The organism is Peribacillus tepidiphilus (assembly GCF_009466385.1).
GTDB lineage: Bacteria > Bacillota > Bacilli > Bacillales > DSM-1321 > Bacillus_BN > Bacillus_BN tepidiphilus.
The window spans coordinates 92,353-116,188 of record NZ_WIAQ01000005.1; the positions used below are offsets into that span (position 1 = coordinate 92,353).

At 38.0% G+C, this 23,836-nt stretch carries 21 protein-coding genes; 15 read left to right on the forward strand and 6 right to left on the reverse strand.

Going from position 1 to position 23,836, the window contains the following annotated elements; translation table 11 throughout:
• Positions 1-506: 506 nt before the first annotated feature.
• The 4 genes from GD441_RS05375 to fumC all read left to right on the forward strand — a co-directional run bounded on the left by GD441_RS05375 (position 507) and on the right by fumC (position 6,444).
• A complete protein-coding gene (locus GD441_RS05375) occupies positions 507-2,258 on the forward strand; it encodes an ABC transporter ATP-binding protein (RefSeq protein ID WP_153124498.1) in 1,752 nt (583 codons plus the stop codon).
• Positions 2,255-4,273 (forward strand): ABC transporter ATP-binding protein, encoded by a 2,019-nt coding sequence (locus tag GD441_RS05380; RefSeq protein WP_153124500.1) that lies wholly within the window; start codon positions 2,255-2,257, stop codon positions 4,271-4,273. Before GD441_RS05375 ends, GD441_RS05380 begins: the two co-directional genes overlap by 4 nt.
• 525 nt (positions 4,274-4,798) lie before the next feature.
• Positions 4,799-5,002 (forward strand): hypothetical protein, encoded by a 204-nt coding sequence (locus tag GD441_RS05385; protein ID WP_153124502.1) that lies wholly within the window; start codon positions 4,799-4,801, stop codon positions 5,000-5,002.
• Between the two features lie 47 nt (positions 5,003-5,049).
• On the forward strand, positions 5,050-6,444 hold the full coding sequence (gene fumC, locus GD441_RS05390) for a class II fumarate hydratase (RefSeq protein ID WP_153124504.1): 1,395 nt from the start codon (positions 5,050-5,052) through the stop codon (positions 6,442-6,444).
• Positions 6,445-6,535: 91 nt separating this feature from the next.
• On the opposite strand, the gene GD441_RS05395 is transcribed toward fumC, so the two are convergent.
• From GD441_RS05395 to GD441_RS05410, 3 genes are all read right to left on the reverse strand, one after another.
• A complete protein-coding gene (locus tag GD441_RS05395) occupies positions 6,536-6,748 on the reverse strand; it encodes an alpha/beta-type small acid-soluble spore protein (protein WP_153124506.1) in 213 nt (70 codons plus the stop codon).
• A gap of 722 nt (positions 6,749-7,470) precedes the next feature.
• The gene (locus GD441_RS05405) at positions 7,471-8,583 is read right to left on the reverse strand and encodes an ABC transporter ATP-binding protein (protein WP_153124510.1); all 1,113 of its coding nucleotides are present in this window, start codon (positions 8,581-8,583) and stop codon (positions 7,471-7,473) included.
• 129 nt (positions 8,584-8,712) lie between these two features.
• Positions 8,713-9,597 carry a PucR family transcriptional regulator gene (locus tag GD441_RS05410; RefSeq protein ID WP_153124512.1) on the reverse strand — a complete coding sequence of 295 codons (885 nt, stop codon included), beginning with the start codon at positions 9,595-9,597 and terminating at the stop codon, positions 8,713-8,715.
• A 138-nt stretch (positions 9,598-9,735) separates the two neighbouring features.
• Here GD441_RS05410 and GD441_RS05415 point away from each other — a divergent pair, with 138 nt between their 5' ends.
• Positions 9,736-9,996, forward strand: coding sequence for a metal-sensitive transcriptional regulator (locus GD441_RS05415; RefSeq protein ID WP_153124514.1), 261 nt, complete (start codon positions 9,736-9,738; stop codon positions 9,994-9,996).
• A gap of 65 nt (positions 9,997-10,061) precedes the next feature.
• On the opposite strand, the gene GD441_RS05420 is transcribed toward GD441_RS05415, so the two are convergent.
• Positions 10,062-10,271: a YheE family protein gene (locus tag GD441_RS05420; RefSeq protein ID WP_153124516.1), complete on the reverse strand. Its 210-nt coding sequence runs from the start codon at positions 10,269-10,271 to the stop codon at positions 10,062-10,064.
• 237 nt (positions 10,272-10,508) lie between these two features.
• Here GD441_RS05420 and GD441_RS05425 point away from each other — a divergent pair, with 237 nt between their 5' ends.
• The 5 genes from GD441_RS05425 to GD441_RS05445 all read left to right on the forward strand — a co-directional run bounded on the left by GD441_RS05425 (position 10,509) and on the right by GD441_RS05445 (position 15,407).
• Entirely contained in the window at positions 10,509-10,904 is a 396-nt protein-coding gene (locus GD441_RS05425) for a ferritin family protein (RefSeq protein ID WP_153124518.1), read from the forward strand.
• Positions 10,905-11,142: 238 nt separating this feature from the next.
• Complete coding sequence (locus GD441_RS05430; RefSeq protein WP_191992102.1) at positions 11,143-12,276, forward strand: DUF445 domain-containing protein; 1,134 nt, start codon at positions 11,143-11,145, stop codon at positions 12,274-12,276.
• Positions 12,277-12,336: 60 nt separating this feature from the next.
• Positions 12,337-12,690 carry a YlbF/YmcA family competence regulator gene (locus GD441_RS05435; RefSeq protein ID WP_153124522.1) on the forward strand — a complete coding sequence of 118 codons (354 nt, stop codon included), beginning with the start codon at positions 12,337-12,339 and terminating at the stop codon, positions 12,688-12,690.
• Positions 12,691-12,837: 147 nt separating this feature from the next.
• Positions 12,838-13,707, forward strand: coding sequence for an HAD family hydrolase (locus GD441_RS05440; protein WP_153124524.1), 870 nt, complete (start codon positions 12,838-12,840; stop codon positions 13,705-13,707).
• A 188-nt stretch (positions 13,708-13,895) separates the two neighbouring features.
• Positions 13,896-15,407 (forward strand): coproporphyrinogen III oxidase, encoded by a 1,512-nt coding sequence (locus GD441_RS05445; protein WP_420849650.1) that lies wholly within the window; start codon positions 13,896-13,898, stop codon positions 15,405-15,407.
• Between the two features lie 128 nt (positions 15,408-15,535).
• Here GD441_RS05445 and GD441_RS05450 read toward each other — a convergent pair whose 3' ends face one another.
• A complete protein-coding gene (locus GD441_RS05450; protein WP_225434136.1) occupies positions 15,536-15,826 on the reverse strand; it encodes a sensor histidine kinase in 291 nt (96 codons plus the stop codon).
• A gap of 145 nt (positions 15,827-15,971) precedes the next feature.
• On the opposite strand from GD441_RS05450, the gene GD441_RS05455 reads away from it, so the two are divergent.
• Complete coding sequence (locus GD441_RS05455) at positions 15,972-16,754, forward strand: enoyl-CoA hydratase (RefSeq protein ID WP_153124572.1); 783 nt, start codon at positions 15,972-15,974, stop codon at positions 16,752-16,754.
• A 77-nt stretch (positions 16,755-16,831) separates the two neighbouring features.
• Here GD441_RS05455 and GD441_RS05460 read toward each other — a convergent pair whose 3' ends face one another.
• Complete coding sequence (locus GD441_RS05460; RefSeq protein WP_153124530.1) at positions 16,832-17,017, reverse strand: YhzD family protein; 186 nt, start codon at positions 17,015-17,017, stop codon at positions 16,832-16,834.
• Between the two features lie 258 nt (positions 17,018-17,275).
• On the opposite strand from GD441_RS05460, the gene GD441_RS05465 reads away from it, so the two are divergent.
• From GD441_RS05465 to GD441_RS05480, 4 genes are all read left to right on the forward strand, one after another.
• The gene (locus GD441_RS05465; RefSeq protein WP_153124532.1) at positions 17,276-18,175 is read left to right on the forward strand and encodes an ABC transporter ATP-binding protein; all 900 of its coding nucleotides are present in this window, start codon (positions 17,276-17,278) and stop codon (positions 18,173-18,175) included.
• Positions 18,168-19,415 carry an ABC transporter permease gene (locus GD441_RS05470; RefSeq protein WP_153124534.1) on the forward strand — a complete coding sequence of 416 codons (1,248 nt, stop codon included), beginning with the start codon at positions 18,168-18,170 and terminating at the stop codon, positions 19,413-19,415. The genes GD441_RS05465 and GD441_RS05470 overlap by 8 nt, the downstream gene beginning before the upstream one ends.
• Before the next feature lie 196 nt (positions 19,416-19,611).
• Positions 19,612-20,835, forward strand: a complete 1,224-nt coding sequence (locus GD441_RS05475; RefSeq protein ID WP_153124535.1) for a metallophosphoesterase family protein — start codon at positions 19,612-19,614, stop codon at positions 20,833-20,835.
• On the forward strand, positions 20,832-23,834 hold the full coding sequence (locus tag GD441_RS05480) for an ATP-binding protein (protein ID WP_191992103.1): 3,003 nt from the start codon (positions 20,832-20,834) through the stop codon (positions 23,832-23,834). Before GD441_RS05475 ends, GD441_RS05480 begins: the two co-directional genes overlap by 4 nt.
• Positions 23,835-23,836 lie beyond the last annotated feature (2 nt).

The window sequence follows — 23,836 nt, forward strand, 5'->3', positions numbered from 1 at the left end:
TTAAAATTTTAAATTGACATAAATTTGTTGATAATAGTAAAATTATCAATAAACCATTAAAGAACAGGAGGGCTTGTTATGATTCGAAGAAAACGTGAAAAAACATCTTTAAAACTTCATATGATGCAGCCCACCTTGCCGTTTAAAAATTAAGATTTTACATGAATGATTAAACCATTAGGTGCATGCTGCTAAACAATTGTAGTATGCGCTTTTGTATTTTAACGGGATCAGTGGCTCATCCTTGTTGAAGGCACTTGCAAATTCTGCAGGTGTCTTTTTTTGGTGGAAAGGTGAGAAGGAATAACAGATCTCCGCTATCGTTAGATGGATTAGAAGACTGAATCACCGCTTTTAGGAAATCGGATTTCATATCCTTTTCTATAAAAATGACAGAAGGAGGAAGTTAGATGTATAAGAAAACGAAGTGCATGTTATTAAGCATTGCGGAGCTAGAAAGTGGCTAGTTTACATGTGGACTTCTATAAAAAGAAGGAGGAGTTAGTTTGTTTTCAATTTTTAAGAAATTAGGATGGTTTTTTAAAGAAAATTGGGTTCGTTATACTGTGGCCATAAGCTTATTAGCCGTTGTGAATGTTTTGGATATGATTCCACCTAAATTAGTAGGGATGACCATTGATGAAATTCATCATGGAAGTCTGAACAAAAAGAAAATTTTCATGTATTTACTTTATTTAGGGTTAACAGGAGTATCACTTTATATTCTATGCTACCACTGGATGTATAAGCTGTTTGGTGGAGCGTTTTTGCTAGAAAGAAAAATGCGTTCGAAATTCATGGGACATTTACTGAAAATGACGCCAACTTTTTTTGAAAAGAACCGCACAGGAGATTTGATGGCGAGAGCTACTAACGATTTAAAAGCGATTTCCACAACTGCTGGATTCGGGATTTTAACATTAGCAGATTCCATTCTATATACTTTTGCGATTTTATTTACAATGGGATTTTTTATCAGCTGGGAGTTGACAATTGTTTCGATTTTGCCGCTGCCAGTCATGGCGTTATTAATAAATATATATGGAAAGAAAATCCATAAGCAATTTACTGATGCTCAAAATGCATTCGGGGAAATGAACGACAGCGTGCTCCAATCTGTATCAGGGATAAGGGTTATCCGGGCATACGTTCAGGAAAGGCTAGATGAGAAGCGATTTGCTGATATGACCGAGGATGTGTACAAAAAAAATCTTCAAGTAGCCAAGATTGATTCTTTATTTGATCCTACTATCAAGGTGTTAGTAGGAATGAGTTATTTGATCGGTTTGGGATACGGAGCTAAGCTGGTTTTTGCACAATCCATTACGCTTGGTGAGCTTGTATCTTTTAATGTGTATTTAGGAATGCTGATTTGGCCGATGTTTGCAATAGGCGAGCTGATTAATATTATGCAGCGAGGAAACGCTTCTCTAGATCGAGTCCAAGAGACCCTGTCATATAAACCAGATGTGCAGGACGGGCGGGATGCTGCGGTCGATGTTACGCCTAGTTATATAGATTACGATAATGTCACATTTTCTTATCCTCCCTCCAAAGGTAAAAACCTACAGAATATTAAGGTTAGGATCAACAGAGGAGAGACATTAGGGATTGTTGGGAAGACTGGTAGCGGTAAGACGACCTTCATCAAGCAGTTGCTTAGGGAATATCCACTTGGTGAAGGAAAACTAATAATCGGTGACGTCCATCTTGAGAATCTTCCCCTTGAAGAGATTCGAGGTTGGATTGGTTATGTCCCTCAAGACCCATTCCTTTTCTCAAGAACGGTGAGAGAGAATATTTTATTCGGAAAGCCAGATGCGACTGAGCAAGAGCTAGAAAAAGCCATTGCTCTCGCTGATTTCAAGAAGGACTTGGAGATGCTTCCGGATCGGCTAGAAACTCTCGTTGGGGAAAAAGGCGTCGCGCTATCTGGCGGACAAAAGCAGAGAATTTCCATTGCAAGAGCATTAATAAGAGATCCTGAGATTTTAATTTTAGATGATTCATTATCAGCGGTCGATGCAAAAACGGAGAAAAACATTATTAAAAACATACAGAATGTAAGATTCGGAAAAACCACCTTGATTACGACTCATCGATTGTCAGCTGTTCAGCATGCAGACTGGATTATTGTTTTAGATGAAGGTCGTATCGTTGAGGAAGGAAAGCATGAACAGTTGCTTGAGAATAACGGCTGGTATAAAGAGCAGTTTGAAAGACAGCAAATTGAGGAAGGAAGCGGGGTGATCGCGTGAAAGCAGGAAAAAGATTATTTCACTATGCCATTCACTACAAAACGATTATTTTTGCCGCCCTTTTGATGCTCACCATTGGAGTGGCCGCTGATTTGGCTGGTCCTTTTGTTGCAAAGCGGATTATCGACTTTCATATTTTAGGAATTGAGTCAAAATGGTACCAAACGAAAAAAGGACCAGATTCCGTTTATTATGGGGGCACCTGGTACAAACGGGAGGAATATTTTGAGGAGAATGAAGAAAAAGGGGAGCAGGCAATCATCCTGCAGGTCGGTTTAGATTTTATTTTTACAACAGAAAATGTGCCCTTTGAAGGCAAAAGAAAATTGAACGGAGATCTTTTGACGGTTGAGGAAAACGGTGAAATCAGTACCTTTGATGTGATTGTCCTTGAAAATGAAGAAGTATTACGTTTTTATAAGCCGGAGATGATGAAAATTGTTCAGTTAATCATGTTATATTTCGGGCTCTTAGTGATTTCTGCACTATTCCAATATGGACAGAAATACTATTTACAGAAAGCTGCAAACCGAATTATCCAAAAAATGCGTAATGATGTATTCGGGCAGATTTCTCGCTTGCCAATTCGTTTTTTTGATAATTTACCTGCTGGGAAAGTGGTTGCGCGCATTACAAATGATACAGAAGCCATTAAGGAGCTGTATGTTACGGTACTGGCTAACTTCTTTTCAAGCATCATTTATATGGTGGGGATTTATATTGCGCTTATGATTTTGAATGTGAAGCTTGCCCTGCTGTGCTTAACACTTATCCCTATTCTGGTCATTTGGACAATTGTTTACAGGAAATATGCTTCTACCTACAATCATGTCATTCGGTCCCGAGTCAGTGACATCAATGGAATGATGAATGAGAGTATTCAAGGTATGAATATGATCCAAGCATTCGGCAGGGAAAAGGAAATGAAGGATTCTTTCGAAAAGCTGAATCAGGAGCATTTTGATTATCAAAATAAAATGCTTCGCCTGAATTCTTTAACGTCCCATAATTTGGTCGGATTCATTAGGAACATTGCCTTTGTGGCATTTATCTGGTATTTTGGAAATTTATCTTTGAACTTAGAATCTGCAGTCACGCTCGGTATGCTTTATGCAATTGTTGATTATCTAAACAGGCTCTTTCATCCGGTCCAAAATATTGTGAATCAGTTTGCCAATTTGGAACAGGCTTTGGTGGCAGGTGAAAGGGTGTTTGAACTGTTGGATAAGGAAGGATTGGATGTGAGCCGAGTGCACATCCCGCGTTATGAAGGAAATGTTGAATTCCAAAATGTGTCTTTTGGTTATAAGGAAAACGAATTCATATTGAAAGATTTGACGTTTTCGGCTAAGCACGGGGAAACAGTGGCGCTTGTAGGTCATACCGGTTCTGGAAAAAGCTCAATCATGAATCTTCTGTTTAGATTTTATGATGCAAATGAAGGAAGAATTTTGGTAGACGGAATGGATATAAAAACCATCCCCCATCAAACTCTGCGGGAACATATGGGGATTGTATTGCAGGACCCTTACTTGTTCACCGGTACGATTGCATCAAATGTGAGCTTACATGATGAAAGAATTACAAGAGAAGCTGTAGAAAAGGCTTTGAAGGATGTTGGAGCAGACCGGGTTCTAGGGCATCTTGAAAAAGGCTATGACACGGAAGTAGTTGAAAAAGGAAGCACTCTTTCCTCAGGTCAAAGGCAGCTGATTTCTTTTGCAAGGGCTTTGGCTTTCAATCCTGCTATATTAATTCTAGATGAAGCTACTTCAAGTATTGATACAGAAACAGAGGCTGTTATTCAAGAGGCAATGGATGTTCTAAAAAAAGGAAGAACAACCTTTATTATTGCTCATCGACTCTCTACTATTAAAAATGCAGACCAGATTTTAGTTTTAGAGAATGGGCGAATTGTGGAGCGTGGAAATCATGAAGAGCTCATGGCGAAGAAAGGCAAATACTATAATATGTATGAACTACAGCTTGGGATTGAGAAAAACGAGGCTGTTTAACCCCATACTTTAGTTATAAGTTAAGTGATGATTCAGTATGACACGGCGGTATTTCTGACCGCCGTGTTTTGCTGAGGACGGTATAAATATTGGTACTAAGAGTTTAAAAAAGTTCATAAAATGTTCACTGTCTTGTCATAAAAAGTTTTGTTTTTCCTTCTTTGAAGGACGTCTAATCGTGGTAATTTAAAGTGAGATACAAATCATTGGAAAATACATAGGGGGATTATGGAATGGAAGAGTATTCTGTAACATTAGCGATTGCCAGTGTTATGACACTATTATTTTATGTTGGATATACTTTGTTTAATGCCCAAGAATAGGCTGTTTCAGACATTAGTCTGAATTCACGTGAAATATATTTTATCCCAAAAAAGCTGTCTACTTTCGTAGGCAGCTTTTTTGTGAAATCATGGCTTGCGGGAGTCAAGTGCATCTAGAAACAGATTCTATTTCTTTTAAATAGAGTGGGATTATTCCTAAAAACTGAGGGATTCTTACGTAGACTGAATATATCGGTCGTCAGTGGGAATATATCGGTCGTCAGCGAGAATATATCGGTCGTTAGTGGGAATATATCGGTCGTTAGTGGGAATATATCGGTCGTTAGTGGGAATATATCGGTCGTTAAGCCGAATATATCGGTCGTCAGCGAGAATATATCGGTCGTTAGTGGGAATATATCGGTCATTAAGCCGAATATATCGGTCGTCAGAGGAAATCAGTTAATAATTCTTTTACATGGGAATAACAGTAATAGAAGGAGGATGAAATGTATGAAGACAAGAATTGAAAAAGATTCCATTGGTGAAATCGAGGTTCCTGCTGATAAGTATTGGGGAGCCCAAACGGAAAGAAGCAAAAGAAATTTTAAAATCGGTCAAGAAAAAATGCCATTGGAGCTTATTTATGCATATGCTCTTTTAAAAAAATGTGCAGCAAAAGCGAATCAGGAGTTGGGACTTTTATCAGAGGAAAAAACCGAGGCAATCGTGGAAGTTTGTGACTTAATTCTAAAAGGGGAACTGAATGACCAATTCCCTCTTTCCGTATGGCAAACGGGCAGCGGCACCCAAACGAATATGAATGTAAATGAAGTCATTGCCAATAAAGGAAACGAGCTTTTGAGAAAAAAGGGATCATCTGAAAAACTTCATCCAAATGATGACGTAAACAAAGGACAAAGCTCAAATGACACTTTCCCTACGAGCATGCACATAGCTGCATACAAGGGTGTTCATGAGAAATTAGTTCCTGCAATTAGTAGTTTCATTGAAATCCTAAAAGAAAAAGAAGCAAAATTCATGGATGTAGTGAAAATAGGAAGGACCCATTTACAGGATGCGACCCCTTTGACAGTTGGGCAAGAAATCAGCGGATGGAGAGCGATGTTAGAAAAGGATCAAAAAATGATTTTTGAAAGCTCTGACTATTTATTAGATCTTGCCATCGGTGGAACAGCAGTCGGCACAGGCATTAACGCTCATAAAGATTTTGGTGAGAAGGTTTCGTCCTTTATTGCAGAAGAAACGAAATACCCTTTCAGAAGTAGCCCTAATAAATTTCAAGCGTTGACCAGTCATGATGAAATCGTGCATAGCCATGGTACATTAAAAGCATTGGCAGCAGACTTAATGAAAATTGCAAACGATATACGCTGGCTTTCAAGCGGTCCAAGATGCGGAATTGGTGAACTGAGTATACCTGCCAATGAACCTGGGAGCTCGATCATGCCGGGGAAAGTAAATCCTACACAAAGCGAAGCGTTGACAATGGTTGTAGCTCAGATTTTCGGAAACGACATGACGATCTCATTTGCAGCTAGTCAAGGGAATTTTCAATTGAACGTGTTCAAGCCAGTTATTATTTATAATTACCTTCAGTCAGTCGAGCTCTTGTCAGATGGTATGAATTCATTTGCAGAAAAATGTTTAAGGGGTTTAGAAATTGTTAAAGGGAAAATTGAAGAAAACGTTCAACGTTCATTAATGCTTGTAACTGCATTAAATTCTTATATCGGCTATGAAAGGGCAGCTGAAATTGCAAAGCTTGCCTTTAAGAAAAATATAACATTGAAAGAGGCAGCATTGGAGTTGAACTATGTTAGTGAAGAAGAGTATGATGCCTGGATTGTACCTAAGAATATGGTGAATTTAGATAGATCTTTGTAAACCATACATAAAAATTGAAGCCCCCTCCACCTAAATGGAGGGGGCTAAGCCATGTTATTCAATTATTTGCTTAGATTAAAGGGGTTTTGCATTACTTAGAATAGCCGCCAAGCTGTTGTTCAGCCATTTGAACTAATCTCTTTGTGATTTCTCCACCAACAGATCCATTAGCGCGAGAAGTCGCATCTGGTCCCAGTGTTACGCCAAATTCAGTAGCGATTTCGTACTTCATTTGGTTGATAGCAGCCTGTGCACCAGCAGTCAATAATTGATTTGAGGAATTTCTGGATGTTTGATTGGTCATGTTTTTCATCTCCTCAGATTTTTTTATGGTTGGGTTAGCTGGAGTTACACCAGCAGAGAGGTAGACAACTTTCTCTTACTTGTCTCATCGTCTTTGTAAAGGGAATTTTGTCAAGTGATTCAGTTAGTCTACTCGCCCTAACAATTGGCTTAACCCATTTATAAGAGTGGTGGTGTAATTCTAGTATGTTTCTTAAACAAAAATATATTCTATTATTGCTTAGTAATTTTTGGATGAGCTAATGCATGATTTTATTTGTAAAACCCATCCTATAAAAGCGGAGGTGAAATAGATGTCCATGTGCCCGCTTTGCAATGGTTTTCGGGAAGTAAAAATTTTTTGTGAGAAGTGTGGAAAGAAAATGGAGGATAATGGGAAGTCTACTGATTATCTGGATGATTATAGTCCATATTTAGACATAGACATTTGTAAAATGGTGGATGGCGATCCTAACTCCTTGGAGAAGCATTATTGTATCCACTTATTTCATTGTAACGACTGTCAAACAGATAAAAACGTGGTTATACAAGAATAAATAGGCTGAATAAAATGTCAGCCCCAGACTATACATTCTTTGTCCCGAACCCCGTCTATCAACAGCGCCTAGCCAGTTTTCATCCTCGTAATAGCTTCCCTAAGCATCTTGCGCCACGCATGACGTGCAACGTGATGCGTGGCGCAGATCGAGGTCAAAAGTCAAATCCCCTCTCAAGGGAAATGTATTATTTTTCATTTGCAGGGCGAATACGTTTTTCTGTTGTCTTATCAAAGAAGTGTGCTTTGTTCATATCAAGCGCTAGATCAAGGTGATCGCCAGGCTTTACGATTGTACGTGCATCTACTCTTGCAACAAAATCTTGGTCTGCGATTGTTGAATAAAGCATAAATTCAGAACCCATTAATTCAGCAACATCAATATGAGCGGTGATCTTTGTTCCAGGTGAAGATTCAATGAACACAGGCTCATCATGGAAATCTTCAGGACGGATACCTAGGATGATTTCTTTTCCGACATACCCTTGATCACGTAGGACTTTCATTTTTCCTTCAGGAACAGCAATTTTTACATCACCAATTTTGAACACTCCATCCTCAAGTGTTCCGTGCAGAAAGTTCATAGCAGGGGAACCGATGAAACCACCAACGAAAACATTCTCAGGCTTTTCATACACTTCTTTCGGAGCTCCAACTTGCTGAATCACGCCATCTTTCATAACAACAAGACGTGTGGCCATCGTCATAGCTTCCGTTTGGTCATGCGTAACGTAAATAGTTGTAGTACCAAGACGCTTATGAAGCTTTGCAATCTCTGCGCGCATTTGCACACGCAGCTTTGCATCTAGGTTAGATAACGGTTCATCCATAAGGAATACTTTTGCATCACGAACTATTGCACGACCAAGAGCAACACGCTGACGTTGACCGCCGGAAAGAGCTTTTGGCTTTCGATCCAAATACGGTTCAAGGCCAAGAATTTTAGCAGCATCCTTTACACGACGATCAATTTCGTCTTTAGGCATTTTTCTTAGTTTAAGCCCAAATGCCATATTGTCATATACTGTCATATGTGGATAAAGAGCATAGTTCTGAAAAACCATTGCGATGTCGCGGTCTTTTGGAGGCGTATCATTCACTCTTTTTCCGTCGATATAAAAATCACCCTTTGAGATTTCTTCAAGACCTGCAATCATACGAAGCGTTGTCGATTTACCGCATCCTGATGGACCGACAAGTACGATAAATTCTTTGTCGGCAATATGTAGGTTGAAATCTTCTACAGCCGTTACTTTATTATCATAAATCTTATAAATGTGTTCTAATTTTAGTTCTGCCATTTTCCTTACCTCCACATTATTTGGAAACGTTTTCATGGTTCATAATGCAAGTTTATAAAATGATGAAGAAATTTGGTATGTTCATGGTGCACAAAAATGAAAGCGTTTTTTTTATGCACTTTGTACATGTTACATTTTTTCGTTCATTTGAATGGCAAGATAAGCAACCATGGCATCATGAAAGTTTTTAATATCGAGTGAAGTGGCTTCAATAAATTTGTCGATCCTGTATTGTAGACTGTTTCGATGTATAAAGAGCTTTTTGGCAGTTAACGTGGCATTTGAATTACATTCTATATACGTTTTAACCGTTCTAATGAGCTCCTTATCGTCACTTGTTGTTTGTAGCAGCTGTTCTGTTAACCAATTTTTATCTACGTTTGCCTTTTGAAGAAGAAGATAAGGAAAAATAGTCTTGAGCTGGAGAATATGTCGATCGTTAAGGTATTCAAGCCCAATCTGAAAGCAAGTCTTTTCATTCATAAAATGGTCAGGTAATGTGGGATCAATCGTACGCCTTTTCCCTATATACAGTCGAACTTTCGCATAAAAATCACTTTCTAATGTAGTTTTGAGCTCCTGTAAAGTAATCGGTTCAACTTCATCTTCTGATCCATCCAAAACAAATCCAGATTTTTGAGATTCCCAAATAACAATGGTATTTTCATTAAAAAAAGAGGAAATGGCTACCTCGAATTCCACCTGGGAAAATTGTACAGTTGAAACAGTAAAATAAAAAAACCTTACCCTTTTCCATGATGTTATAGGAGAGGAAGCTGTTCGTTTTGTTAAAAAATCCAACCATTTTTTTTGTTGCTCTTTTTGAATAAAGTCATTTATGTTATTAGGAAAAAGCGTTAGGAGCAGTTCTATTTCTTGAACGGTCAATTGACTTTTTGGAATGCCAAGCGTGTTTTTGTTTTCATCATGAATCCATAAATAATGTTCAGGATGATCCGTTTCTGTTTTACTTGTTAAACAGCCATGGTATTTTTTTTGGATTTTTTTTAACACTCTAAACCCCTCACAATGGTTTTTACTTTTATTATAGTGTCTGGTAAAAATGAAGGTAGGTCAAGCTTCTTAAATTTCCTTTGAAAAATACGTATAGTTTGAATACAATAGGGGGTAACGTATGTGTGAGGTGATAGTATGGATTACTCTCAAGAGATGAGGAATCGATTGCGTCGTATGGAGGGACAGATACGGGGGATCCTGAAAATGATGGACGAGGGAAAACATTGTAAAGAAGTTGTGACTCAGCTTTCCGCTGTTCGTTCTGCAGTTGATCGCGCAATAGGTTACATCGTAGCCAAAAATTTAGAAGCCTGCATCCGAGAAGCAGAAGCAAATGGCCAAAATGCAGAAGAAGCCATTCAAGAAGCAGTAAATATGATTGTAAAAAGCCGCTAAAAAATCCTCATCCCTTTAATGGGATTGAGGATTTTTGGCATTTAGAGCAGGCACTTTCCGCATTTCTAGTCATATACATGGAAAAGCATGAGCTCATGAATCTGGCTCGATAGATCTTTTTTATCCTGTTCAGACGGCATGATCCCGGTCCATTCAATTTTACCGTCTGGATGATAGATTGCTGTATAACGGGCTTTTTTGTAAAAAAAGGATAGTTTCCACCCGGGCAGGCTACGATCTACATATAGATTTTGATATTGAAAATGAGTAATCATTTGGTTTCCTCCCCTAAATAAGCTGTTTGTAGTGTAACAAATAAATTTTTTGAATAAAAGAATAAGTTCCACTTTTTTCTCATAGAGATGGAATGATCAAAAAAGTTGTCGATTGGCTTGTCTCATTGATGGGAAAGTGGAAGTTGTGGCCTTATTCTCAGACAAAGAAATGCTGACTATGTCTAAATCATGACTTGATTGCCAATTGATCCATTCATAAAAAAAGGGGAGCGAACAATGACATTTATTGAAAAGCTGCAAAAGGCGATGGATGATGAGTCAACAGCCTACCAGTTTTATGGGAAGCTTGCAACACAGACATCAAATCCACTTTATAAAGAATTTATTGAACATGCTCGAGATGATGAGAAAAAGCATTATGAATCATTTCAATATGTATACCGTCTAATAACAGGTAAATACTATGAGCCAAAAGTTCGGGAAGTTCAATATAACTCATTTGAGGAAGCTATTGTATTCGCGTTGAAAGACGAGTTAGAGGCTGCAGAATTTTACAGGGATATGCTTTTTGAAATTCCGATTCAACAAGCTTATTATCCATTGTTTGTCGCTATGACAGATGAAATGGAGCATGCAACAAGATTTTCGACCATTTTAGGATCATTACGCTAAATAAATGTTCAATGACCAAAGTACTCTTGCTTAATTGGGCAAGTTGCTTTTAGGTCTTTTTTATTTTGGGGGAAAGGAGTAGTATTTGAAAAAAATTTGGGCTTTTGTGTTATATGTGATTATCTTCTAGAACCTCCCCTCTCAAGAACCTTCATGTTGTTTGCTTAGTAGGATCACAGCTAATATAATAGGGAAATGGAATCTAATGGAGTTACAGGTGAAAAAGAGGGAGAAAAGTATGGAAATTTTACTTAAAATAGCATTCATGGTGATCATTGGAGCAATCATTGGAGGATTTACGAATTTTCTCGCCATTAAAATGCTTTTTAGACCGTATCAACCCGTTTATATTTTTGGTAAAAGGATGCCGTTTACACCAGGTTTAATTCCGAAACGTAGAAGTGAGCTAGCGGAACAGCTTGGGAATATGGTTGTAGAGCATCTTTTGACCCCTGAGAGCATTCAGCAGAAATTTTTACATGAAGCTTTTAGGAATGACATAAAGAACTGGATTCAAGCTCAGACAAGGAGTTTGTTACATTCTCATCAAACGATAGGGTCGTTATTGAAAAAAATGGGATTTACCGATGTTGATGAGAAAGCAGAAAGAAAAGTTCAAGACCTCATTGTTTTTGAGATAACGGAATGGATGAACAAGAATAAAACAAGAAAAGTGGAAGAGTTGCTTACCCCAACGACCCTCGAAAAGGCAGAACAAGCAATCACAAAAATATCCGCTTATATTTTGGAAGAAGCAAAGACTTATTTTAGTAGCAGCGAAGGGACAAGCAAGTTAGATACGATGCTCAATGACTTTTTTCGGGATAAAGGGATGCTTTGGAATATGATTCAGATGTTTGTCGGCAACATGCGTCTAGTTGATAAGATTCAGCCTGAAATCATAAAGTTTCTGAGTCAGCCGGGCACAAATCTGTTGTTATCTGAATTAATCGGCAAGGAATGGAATAAAGTGAAAGAGTGGGAGCTCGAGAAAATTCTAGAGCTGGTTGGCGAAGAAAACGTAAAAGCCTTCATTGAAACAAAAGTGAAGGAAAATGTTCATATTACACCTTATTTTCAAAAATCCGTCGTTGAATTGTTTGGTAGTTTTGAGGAAGCAATTGTGGAAAAAGGAGTACCTGCTATTCTTTCTTATCTATCCGAATATATGATCAACCACATTCATACGATTATGGAGAAGCTACATCTTCAGGAAATCGTTAGAAACCAAGTCGAATCTTTCTCGGTGAATCGTTTGGAAGAGATGGTATTATCCATTACAAGTAGCGAACTAAAAATGATTACTTATTTAGGTGCGCTACTTGGCGGAATAATAGGATTCTTTCAAGGAATCGTTGTTTTATTCGTATAAGGATGTAATTTATTCCTATGTTTGTTATAGTGGATAGGTAAATGAAAAGGAGGCAGTAAAATGAGTGTAAATGTATATGATGTTTCTTATGAAATGGAAAAGGCTATTCGCCAAAGCAACGAATATAATCAATTAAAAAAGCTTTATGATCAAGTCAATGCGGACGAATCAGCAAATCAGATGTTTCAACATTTCCGTGATTTGCAATTACAGCTACAACAAAAGCAAATGATGGGTCAGGAAATTACACAAGAAGAAGTAGAACAAGCCCAAAAAACAGTTGCACTTGTTCAGCAGCACCCAACGATTTCTAAATTAATGGAAGCCGAGCAGCGCATGAGCATGCTAATCGCGGAATTAAACAGAATCATCATGAAGCCGCTTGAGGAGCTTTACGGGCCAATGCAGCTGTAATATGAAAGCCAAGGATGTAGAAAATGCATACCTTGGCTTTAGTATGTAGACAAAGTGTATTTCACGCACATTCAGTGATCCCCTGTTCTAGGTCAGTCTTTCACCACATAAAAATAAAATAGGACACAACAGATAGGGGAGATCAGCATGGTTTATAAACTGCTAGCTGTCAATGTTGACGGTACTTTGCTGCAATCAAATGGCCGATTAAATAAAGTGACAAAGGAAGCGATCCAATACGTTCATGAAAAAGGTGTACATGTCGCACTTGTTACGTCACGCAACTATCTTTCTACCAAAAAAGTGGCAAAAGCACTGAAAATCAATCCAATGATGGTAGCCATGCAAGGCGCTTTTGTAGGGACAACCATTCAAAAGCCGCTTTTTTTCGCAAGCTTTCAGGAGGCACTAACACTAGAGCTTGTTACATTGCTGGAAAAAATGAATTGCCACATTCGTCTTATTCATGAAGATTATTTGCTTGGAAATCGGGTAGACCTTCCGGAAAATCTAATTAGTAAGTCTGTCATGAACGAGAACGAACAAAACATATATACCCATAAATTTGTGGACTCGTTATGCGAGTATATAGAAGAAAATCCAAGCACTCCTTCTAAAATAGATCTGATCTTTCAATCTGAAAAAGAGAAAAACGATGCCTTGCTCGTTTTACAAAACATGTTTCCGGAAGTACGCATTACCGAACTGAATGAGTGTAAGCTTACTATTGTACCTAACGGTGTCTCTAAATGGAAAGGGGTTCTTTATTTAGCAGATCATTATAACGTGAAGAAATCTGAGATCGTCTCGATTGGAGATGGTCTAGATGATCTCGAGATGATCGCAGGGTCTGGTCTAGGTGTCGCAATGGGAAATGCTGCTCCAGAAGTGAAAAATGCAGCAGACTGGATTACCCGCTGTAATAATGACAACGGTGTAGCTTATATGCTCAAGGAATTTTTCCGCAAACAACAGCCAATTGAGTTTTTAATAAAGATGAATGTTTTAAAGGACTAAATAAGGTACTAAAAGCTTCCTGATGGAAAGGGAAGCTTTTTTTTTTTAATTGTTTATTCAATTCAAGAGCTAAACAGGCGCTAACCGCTTTTCCAATTTCCTCTATGTTGACCTTGTAGAAGCGATTTTGTACACTAGTAGAAGCATTTTTGTTACAATGACACGGTACACTATGAATAAAATGACAGGTGATTACATTGCGCATTGACATACAAGGTTTAACTGACGAGCGTTTTCAGCGACCTCTTCAGCTAATAACCAATCTATTTTACGAAGAGTCTGAAGTGAGTCTTTCTCCTTCTGACTCAAAGGATATATCTGTACATTTTGATTTAAACATAGAAGAAAGCCTCATTCATATTTCCGCCCGTTTGATAGAAAGGGAAAGTAAAAAAGAGGTTTCTTTCTCCTATAGGAAGGAAGTAGAACCTTATCAAACGGAAAAAGAGTATTTCAAACAAATCAAAACAGCTATTTCTTTTGCGTACCTAAACGTATTGCAGGAATACACAGGGATCGTGCAAAAATGGGGCATTTTAACTGGAGTAAGACCGACAAAGCTCATGCATAAAGCCATACAGGAAGGAATGTCAAGAGAAGAAGCGCACCGCATGCTAGAAAAATCTTATATGATATCCCGTGAGAAAATCGAGCTGATGCAAAAAATCGTGGAGCGCCAGCTTGCTGTTATACCGGATTTATATGACCTTCGAAATGAAGTTAGCATTTATATAGGCATTCCTTTCTGTCCGACCAAATGTGCTTATTGTACATTTCCTGCATACGCTATTAATGGTCGCCAAGGTTCTGTAAATTCTTTCCTTGGAGGACTTCATTTTGAAATGCGCGAAATAGGCAAATGGCTGAAAGAACGTGGTATCAAAATTACATCTGTTTATTACGGTGGAGGCACGCCAACGAGCATCACTGCAGAAGAAATGGATATGCTTTATGAAGAAATGTACGAATCATTCCCGAATGTTGAAAATATTCGGGAAATAACAGTTGAGGCTGGGAGACCTGATACAATCACTCCAGAAAAATTAGAGGTTTTGAAAAAGTGGAACATTGACAGAATTAGCGTCAACCCGCAATCTTACATTCAAGAAACGTTGAAAGCGATTGGACGCCACCACACAGTGGAAGAAACCATTGAGAAATATCATTTGGCCAGGGAAATGGGTATGACCAATATCAATATGGATCTTATTATTGGACTTCCAGGTGAAGGAACGAAAGAATTCAAGCATACTTTAGATGAAACAGAAAAGCTAATGCCTGAGTCTCTAACGGTCCATACTCTTTCTTTTAAACGAGCTTCAGAAATGACAAAGAATAAAAATAAATACAAAGTAGCTTCTCGTGAAGAAGTTGAAAAAATGATGCATATGGCAGAAGAATGGACAGAGAGCCATGGATATGTTCCTTATTATTTGTACCGCCAGAAAAACATTTTAGGAAATCTTGAAAATGTCGGTTACTCCATACCGGGTCAGGAAAGCATCTATAATATTATCATTATGGAAGAAATGCAGTCCATCATTGGTTTAGGCTGCGGTGCGTCAAGCAAGTTCATCCATCCGAAAACAGGACAAATTACGCATTTTGCCAATCCAAAGGATCCTAAATCATATAATGACAGCTATCAGGAATACACAGAAAAGAAAATCAACATTTTGAATGATCTTTTTCTTCATTAAAGGCTTAAAGGTAATTTACACTAAAAAAGCAACAAACTTTATGAAAACAGCTAATAAAAAAGGGCTCGTCCAAAAGTTTATTTTACTTTTGGACGAGCCCTTTTTGTTTAAGGGACGATACATATACCTTAAATGTCCTCCGATGAACAAACGGATAGGGAAGGAAATGTAATCGTGAAAGTGGTGCCTTTTCCAACCTGGCTCTCTACCTTTACTTTTCCCTTCATGGATTCAACAATCTGAAAGGAAATGGTTAAGCCAACTCCTGTTCCTTTTTCTTTAGTTGAATAAAAAAGAGCGCTTAACTTTGAAATCTGGTTTTTAGATATTCCCTTTCCGTTATCTTTGATGATAATGATGACTTCATTATGTTGATTATAGGCTTGAATTTCAATGATTCCGCCTTTTTCTTTTTTCAACAGAAGAAAAATTTTTCCTTCTATTGACGGAGAAGTATTGTTACAAAATTCTTACTTTTTTAAAAACTTTATGACAATCATTCTCGTTACCCTTTATAATATAGATATATGAACTTGGGGAGGTAATTTTGTGGGAATTGATTCGATGTCCTTGGCTACTTCTGTTCTTGTTGAAAAGAAAGATCGAGTAGCCATTGTAGAGTTAAACAGACCGGAAAGCTTGAATGCGTTAAATACGGAAGCATTGCAGTTGTTAGCATGTAAACTAAAAGAATTGACGATTGACGATGACGTCCAAATTATTATTTTAAAAGGAAAAGGGAAAGCGTTTTCTTCTGGCGGCGATATCAAGATGATGCTTAGCATGAATGTAGAAAAAGATTTTTTTACCATCATGGATTACATTAATGAAATTGCCCTTACTTTATATTCCATTCCGAAGCTAACGATATGCGCTATTCAGGGAGCTGCAGCAGGTCTGGGACTAAGCCTTGCGCTTGCATCGGATTTTATTGTTGCGGATCATCATGCAAAGATTGCGATGAATTTTATCGGTATCGGGTTAATTCCAGATGGCGGCGGTCACTTTTTTGTAGAAAGACGTCTTGGTGAAGTGAAGGCGAAGGAATTGATTTGGGAAGGAAAAGTGATGACTGCACAGGAAGCACTGGAAAAACAACTAATCGATCAGATTGCTGATGGAAATCTTGAAGAGGTTGTCCAGAATAAAATAGATGCATGGTTAAATAGTCCAATCCAAGCTATGATTAAGTCCAAAAAAATATTAGCGGATATTAACAGACCTAATTTACAAAAAATTCTCGAATTAGAAAAATATAGTCAACTTAAAATGCGTCAAACAAAAGATCATCTTGAAGGCGTTCAAGCGTTCGTTGAAAAAAGAAAGCCTAAATTCAAAGGAATGTAAATTCGGTAAATAAAAAGGGCGACTACAATGTTGCTAGGATCATGAAATCCTACACATTTTAGTCGCTCTCACTATGTTCATGGATGAAATAAAATGAGTTTCCCGCTTGAAGATGTACACCGGTGAGTTCTTTCAATTAGATCCTTTTCTCGTAACAGCTTTTCTCCTTTTTCTTTTGCCATCTGGTCATTCTCTGCTTGAAATGCTTCATCTAATAATTTTTCTCCAGAAGCATCAAAGGCTGTAAGTTTATACGTTTTCAATTTTTTCACCTGCTTTTTAGATATTTGTTTGTATGAATAGTGGTTTCTAAAACAGTTTAGTGCAAGAGTATTTTTTAAAATATTCACATACTTTCTACTATTTTTGCATAATAATTGACAGATTGTAAAGATTTTTGAAGAGAAGTAATGGATTGATCATTGTATTTACATTAATTAAAATATAATATTGGAAAATAATTCTATTAAACTGAAACTTTTTATGTGTTCACTCGTACTAGAGAAAAAGGGGGAAGAGGAATGGCATTAGTCATTGATCATGTTACGAAAAGATTCGGCAGCTTTACTGCTGTTGATTCTATTAAATTTTCAATACCAGAAAATGAAATGTTCGGTTTCTTAGGTGCAAACGGTGCTGGTAAGACAACAACCTTTCGAATGATTTTAGGCTTATTGGATCCTTCTGAAGGAACCATTACTTGGAACGGGAAGCCGATTGATTATTCAACGAGCCATCTTATTGGGTATCTTCCTGAAGAAAGGGGCTTGTACCCGAAGCTAAAGGTTAGCGAGCAGATTGTGTATCTGGCTAGATTAAGAGGAATGAAAAAAGCTAGTGCGCTTAAAGAATTGGATTACTGGCTTGAAAGATTCAAAATTCCTGAATATAAAAATAAAAGGGTAGAGGAGCTTTCGAAAGGGAATCAGCAAAAAATCCAATTTATTGCCTCTGTCATTCATAAACCGAAGCTGCTCATTTTGGATGAACCTTTCAGTGGATTAGATCCGGTCAATGTTGAGATGCTGAAAGAAGCCGTCCTTGACTTAAAGAATGACGGATCCACGATCGTGTTTTCCAGTCACCGGATGGAGCATGTGGAAGAGCTTTGTGAGCATTTGTGTATCATGCACAAGGGCAGACCCGTCGTCCATGGGAAATTAAAAGATATCAAGAGATCTTTCGGTAAGAAAAATTTGATCGTTCATGCCGATTTTGACCTTGATTTTTTGGGAGATTATGAGGGAGTTACTCGATATAAAAAAACGACAGAAGGCATGCATCTTCAAATTACAGGAGAACACATTGCGGAGAAAATTCAAAAGGAACTGGTTATGAAAGGATTTGTTAGAAAGTTTGAGCTTGAAGAGCCTTCCTTGAATGATATTTTTATAGAAAAAGTGGGTGCTTCCTATGAGTAAATTTTGGATTGTTCTTTTTCATACATACTTTTCCAAGGTGAAAACGAAATCATTTATCATTTCCACGGTTGTCATGCTGATCATCGTACTCGGGATTACCAATTTGAACAAAATTGTTGACGTTTTTGAAAAAGAGGAACAAAAAACGATCGGGGTCCTAGATCAGTCCGGCGAATTCTATGACATGTTTTCAGCCCAATTTCAATCTCAAGAAAGTGATTTTACGTTAAAGAAAATCACAAATGAGGATGAAGGGAAGGAAATGATAGCGGACGAACAGCTTAAAGGCTATCTCGTTATTGAGAAAGACGAGAAAGGGATGCCAGCTGGAATCTATAAATCGAATTCCATATCAGACAGTATGACCAGCAGCATGCTTTCTTCCACTTTGACTCAGATGAAAAGTATGTTAGTTACGCAAAAATTAAATCTTACCAAAGAGCAGATTGCTTCTTTATATGAACCAGCCTCTTTTGAGAATAAGGCACTTGAGGCTAGTGCCAAAACAGAAGAAGAGCTGAATCAAGCAAGAGGATTGGTGTATATTCTTCTATTTGTTATTTATTTTGGGGTTATTATGTATGCCAACATGATTGCTATGGAGGTTGCGACGGAGAAAACTTCCCGTGTAATGGAAATTTTAATTTCAAGCATACCACCCATTCAACAGATGTTTGCGAAAATCCTCGGCATAGCCCTTTTAAGCCTGACACAAATGGCTTTGTTTCTGGGGGTAGGGTACACTTCAATCAAAAACAATCTGGCCGACATGGAAGGTGGGTTTTTCTCGTTCTTTGGCTTTGGTGAAACATCATTGTCCACCATCCTTTATGCCATCTTATTTTCGCTTTTAGGTTATTTCCTATTTGCTACACTGGCAGCTTTTCTTGGATCCATGGTGAGCAGAATTGAAGATCTACAGCCTACGATCACACCGATGACGATGCTTGTTGTGGTAGGTTTCATGCTGGCAATGTTTGGACTTAGTAATCCAGAAGCAGCTTTTGTAAAGGTGACATCCTTTATACCGTTTTTCACTCCAATGTTAATGTTTCTACGTATTGGAATGCTCGAAGTACCATTTTGGGAAGTTGCCATCAGTATCGTGTTACTCCTAGTCACAATTGGAGTGCTTGCCGTATTTGGAGCTCGCGTGTATCGAGGAGGCGTGCTCATGTATGATAACGCCAATTCCATTAAGAGCATTAAACGGGCCTTACAGTTGTCGAAGAAAGGATAAACCCAGTTTCGGTGATTGATCGATTTCCCTGCATCTATCGACCGATTTATCTGGCTGACAGGCTTTTTGAATACGTCTGAACGTGATGAATTATATTTTGTCTAAACCCAGTCTCATTGAGATTGGGTTTTTTATTAGAATAAGAAAGTATGTTCTGTTTTATGGTACAATGAAGGACAAGAGAGGTGACAAGTAGATGAGTGGTCTTACTTTTATTCATACGGCTGATTTGCATTTAGACAGCCCTTTTAAAGGGATGAGGCAACTGCCGAAAGAAATTTTAACGAGGCTTCATAACAGCACATTTTTATCCTTCCAAAAGATCGTAAAGCTTGCTATTAAAGAGCGCGTCGATTTTGTCCTAATATCAGGCGATTTATTTGACGAGGAAAATCGAAATCTCCTGACTCAGGTAAAACTAAGACAAGAGTTTCAACGGCTAAATCAGCATAATATTCAAGTTTATATCATACATGGAAATCATGATCATCTAGGAGGAAAATGGATTTCAGTTGAATTTCCTGAAAATGTACATATTTTTTCAGAAAAACCGGAAATGATGGTTTATAAAAAGCAAAACGGTGTTACCGTCCATCTATATGGTTTTAGCTATGGGCAGCGTCATCTAATAGAACGTTCGGCTAGACATTACAAGAAAGTGGATGGGGCTGATTTTCATATTGGCTTATTGCATGGCAGCATTGAAGGCAACACAGAGCATAGCCCCTATTCTCCTTTTACACTCAAAGAACTGCTTGATATTGGCTTTGATTATTGGGCATTAGGACATATCCATAAGCGAACCGAACTTTCGTTGTTCCCTCCAATTATATATCCTGGAAACATTCAGGGCCGGCATAAAAAAGAAATCGGAGAAAAGGGTTGTTATCTCGTACGTTTACAGCAAAAGGAAGCATCCCTCCAGTTTGTCTCCACCCATGACATCCTTTGGGAGAAAAAAGAGCTGAAGTTTGAAAAAATTCACAGCTTCGATGAACTTTTAGCTTTTTGTCAAAATGAAAGAGAAAATGTACGTCAGAACAACACGGGAGTATTTCTTGAATTAGTTATTCGTGTTGAACAGGTTAATGAAGAGCTCCTTTTTACGGAGGAGGACTTGCTTGAACTTTTGCAGGAGGATGAAGAAGGAAGAGAAGATTTTGTATGGGTTCATTCTGTGAAGCTGAGCGTTTTGTCTGCGGAGATTCTACTAGAGGGAAACCAATCTTTTTATTCCTTAATCTCTTCACATGCAGAAAATAAGGAGACCGTACTAGAAGCATTATTACCGCTTTATGCTCATTCGGCTGCCAGAAGACTTTTAGAAAACCTATCAGATGAAGAGCTGCAACAAATTACAGAAGAAGCCAAATCCTTATTATTTGCTTTATTGTCAGGGAAAGGAGGGATCACTTCTTGAAAATAAGGGAATTGCACATTTACGGTTACGGGAAGCTAGAAAATGTTGCTATACGAAACGTTAAAGACTTGACGGTGTTTTTCGGTGAAAATGAAGCGGGAAAATCCACAATCATGTCTTTTATCCATAGTATTCTTTTTGGCTTTCCGACCAAGCAGCAAAGTGAAAATCGCTATGAGCCGAAGAACAACGCCAAATATGGAGGCAAAATCATTCTCGACACCCTTAAACATGGAAGGGTTTCAATTGAAAGAGTAAAAGGAAAAGCGATCGGGGATGTCACCGTCACTTTCTCGAATGGTAGCATCGGTTCAGAGGCAGAGCTTAAGAACATTTTACAAGGGATAGAAAAAACGACTTTTCAATCTATATTTTCCTTTGACTTGGATGGTTTACAGGGGCTTAGGAAGCTAGAAGAAGGAGAAATAGGTAAGTATCTCTTATCTGCAGGTCTAATTGGTACCGACAAGCTGATGGCTGTTGAAAACTTCCTTCAAAAAGAAGTGGATCGACGATTTAAACCATCTGGTAAAAATCCTCCACTTAACCGTTCGATAGCCGAATTAAAAGATCTAAGTAAGGAAATGAAGAAAGCTGAACAACATCAAAATGTATACTCTGATCTCCAAGACCAGCTGAAAAATAACATGAACAAAAAAGAACAGCTGGAAATCAAAATGAAGAATGTCGAAAAAGAGCTATTTCTATTAAATGAATATAAACGGATGCTCCCCATCTTACGAGAATTAAAAGGAACAGAGGAAGCATTATCTCAACTTAAGATGATTCATTTTCCAGAAGCGGGAATCAAAAGGCTGGAGCAAATCCTGCAACATAAACTCCCACTTGAAGCTCAGATAACCTCTTTAGAGCAAAGGAAAGCTGAGCTAGAGATTTTACAAACCGAAACTACACCAGATGACCTTTTTCTTGTCCATAAAGAAACGATCATTTCTTTATTGGATCGAGCTTCTGTTTATGAGATTCAAGAACAGGAGAGAAACAAGCTTAAGATCTTGATTCAGGAAAAGGATTCACTCATTGAACAGAAGCTACAGGATCTGCATATCCAGCTCGACCAGGATGAACTGATCAAGCTGGATACGAGCCAGTTTGTATTGTCGAGAGCAGAAGAATTGGATCAGATGCATGAGCAGTTGAAAAGTGAAAAAGCGAAGCTAGACGAAAAATTAACAGAGGCGAAAACTAGACTTGAACAAACGGAAGACAAAATAGCAGAGTGGGAACAAAGACTACTTTCTGAAGAAAAGCGGCAGCAATTAGAACAATATGAGCGGAAAGAGAATCAAATAAATCACAATGATTTCAGACTAGAAATGCTTCAAGGGCAAATAGAGAAGCTGGCTGAAAAAATAAAAAAACAAAAGACTAGCGAGGAAAAAGGTCAGCGAAAGGTCCACAGGATTTTTCTAAGTCTTATTGTGATTGGGCTAGTATTAAGTATTGGAGCGTACTTCAAAAATGATGTTTCTTTAGGAATAGCTGCTATCCTGTTTTTTGCCTGCAGTTTCATCCTAAAGTCTTTTTTTAAACTGCCTTCACAAATTGAAGAATGGAAAGAAGAGCTTAATAAACTTTCGGAAGAAAAAGCCTTACTTGAGAATCAAAAGATGGTAAGAAATAACGTAAACGATCCACTTTCAGCAGATTTATTGGCTCAAGACAGGGAGCTTCGGAATCGGATCCATGAACTTCAAATCCGTCATGAAGAATATGAGGAACAGTTTAACAGGATTATTGATGAATTTGAAAAATGGGAAAGAAATGCAGTCACTTTTGAGGACCAAAGGCAAGAAATGCTAAGGTTATGGAGACTACCATCTCATGTGAAGAAATTGTCTCTAGTATCGGTTTGTAATGCCATTCGAACACTTAAACAAGACATCATTGAAAGAGAGAAGCTCAAGAAGGATTGGGACCGTTTAAACCAAGCTATTACAAAATTTGAAGATGATCGTAAGAATTTGACTCAAGTGCTTAATATTTCAGGAATAGACACACGCGAATGCTTGTTTATGTTAAAAAAGAAACTGAATGAAGAAAATGAAAAGCTTTCAAAATGGAAGCATGTCCAAAATGAGCTTGAACGTCTTCAAAATGAGCATAAGCAGCTAGAGGCTAAACGCAGTTATTTTCAAAAAGAACTCAATGCCTTGTTTTCTCAAGCACAATGCGAAAATGAAGAAGAGTTTCGTAATAAAGCAAAACAATGGGAATACAGAAAACAGCTAGAAGACAAGCTTCAAAGTTTGACAACTCAATATAACCAAGCTTCTACATCTTTTATCGAGTGGTATGAGAAGGTGGGAGAAGACAACATAAACGATCTAACCCTTGCTGAAAAAGAACATGAAAAGGAAGAAATGAGCCGTTCATATACACAGCTTCTCGATGAAATTTCCCATTTAAAAGCAAGGATTGAGCAGTTGGAAGCAGGAGGGACATATCATCAACTTTCACTTGCTTATTTTGAAAAGAAATCGATTTTTCAAGAGGAAGCAAAAGATTGGGCTAAATATGCCCTGGCTAAAAATCTACTTACAAAAGCCGTCGACAGCTATAAAAATCAGCTGCTGCCTTCCATCATGAAAAGGGCTGAAGAGTATGTGTCCTTTTTAACAGACGGAGAGTATTTGAAAATTCAATGGGTGGAAGGAAAAGGCTTAATGCTACTTCGGAAAGATGATATTTGGTTTGAAGCCGGAGAGGTTAGCAGAGGTACGAGTGAGACGATTTATGTAGGAATGCGGTTGGCTTTGGCTTTACATACGTTTACAGAGGAGCCTCTTCCGATTTTAATTGATGACAGCTTTGTCAATTTCGACAGCAAAAGAACAAAGAAAGCGATCGAACTGATCTGTGAGCTTTCAAAGCAGCACCAAATCATCTTTTTTACTTGCCATGAACATATTCTTTCTTATTTTGATTCATCTTCCGTTATCTCTATGAGATTTGAAAATCAATTGCTGAGAGGGTAGGG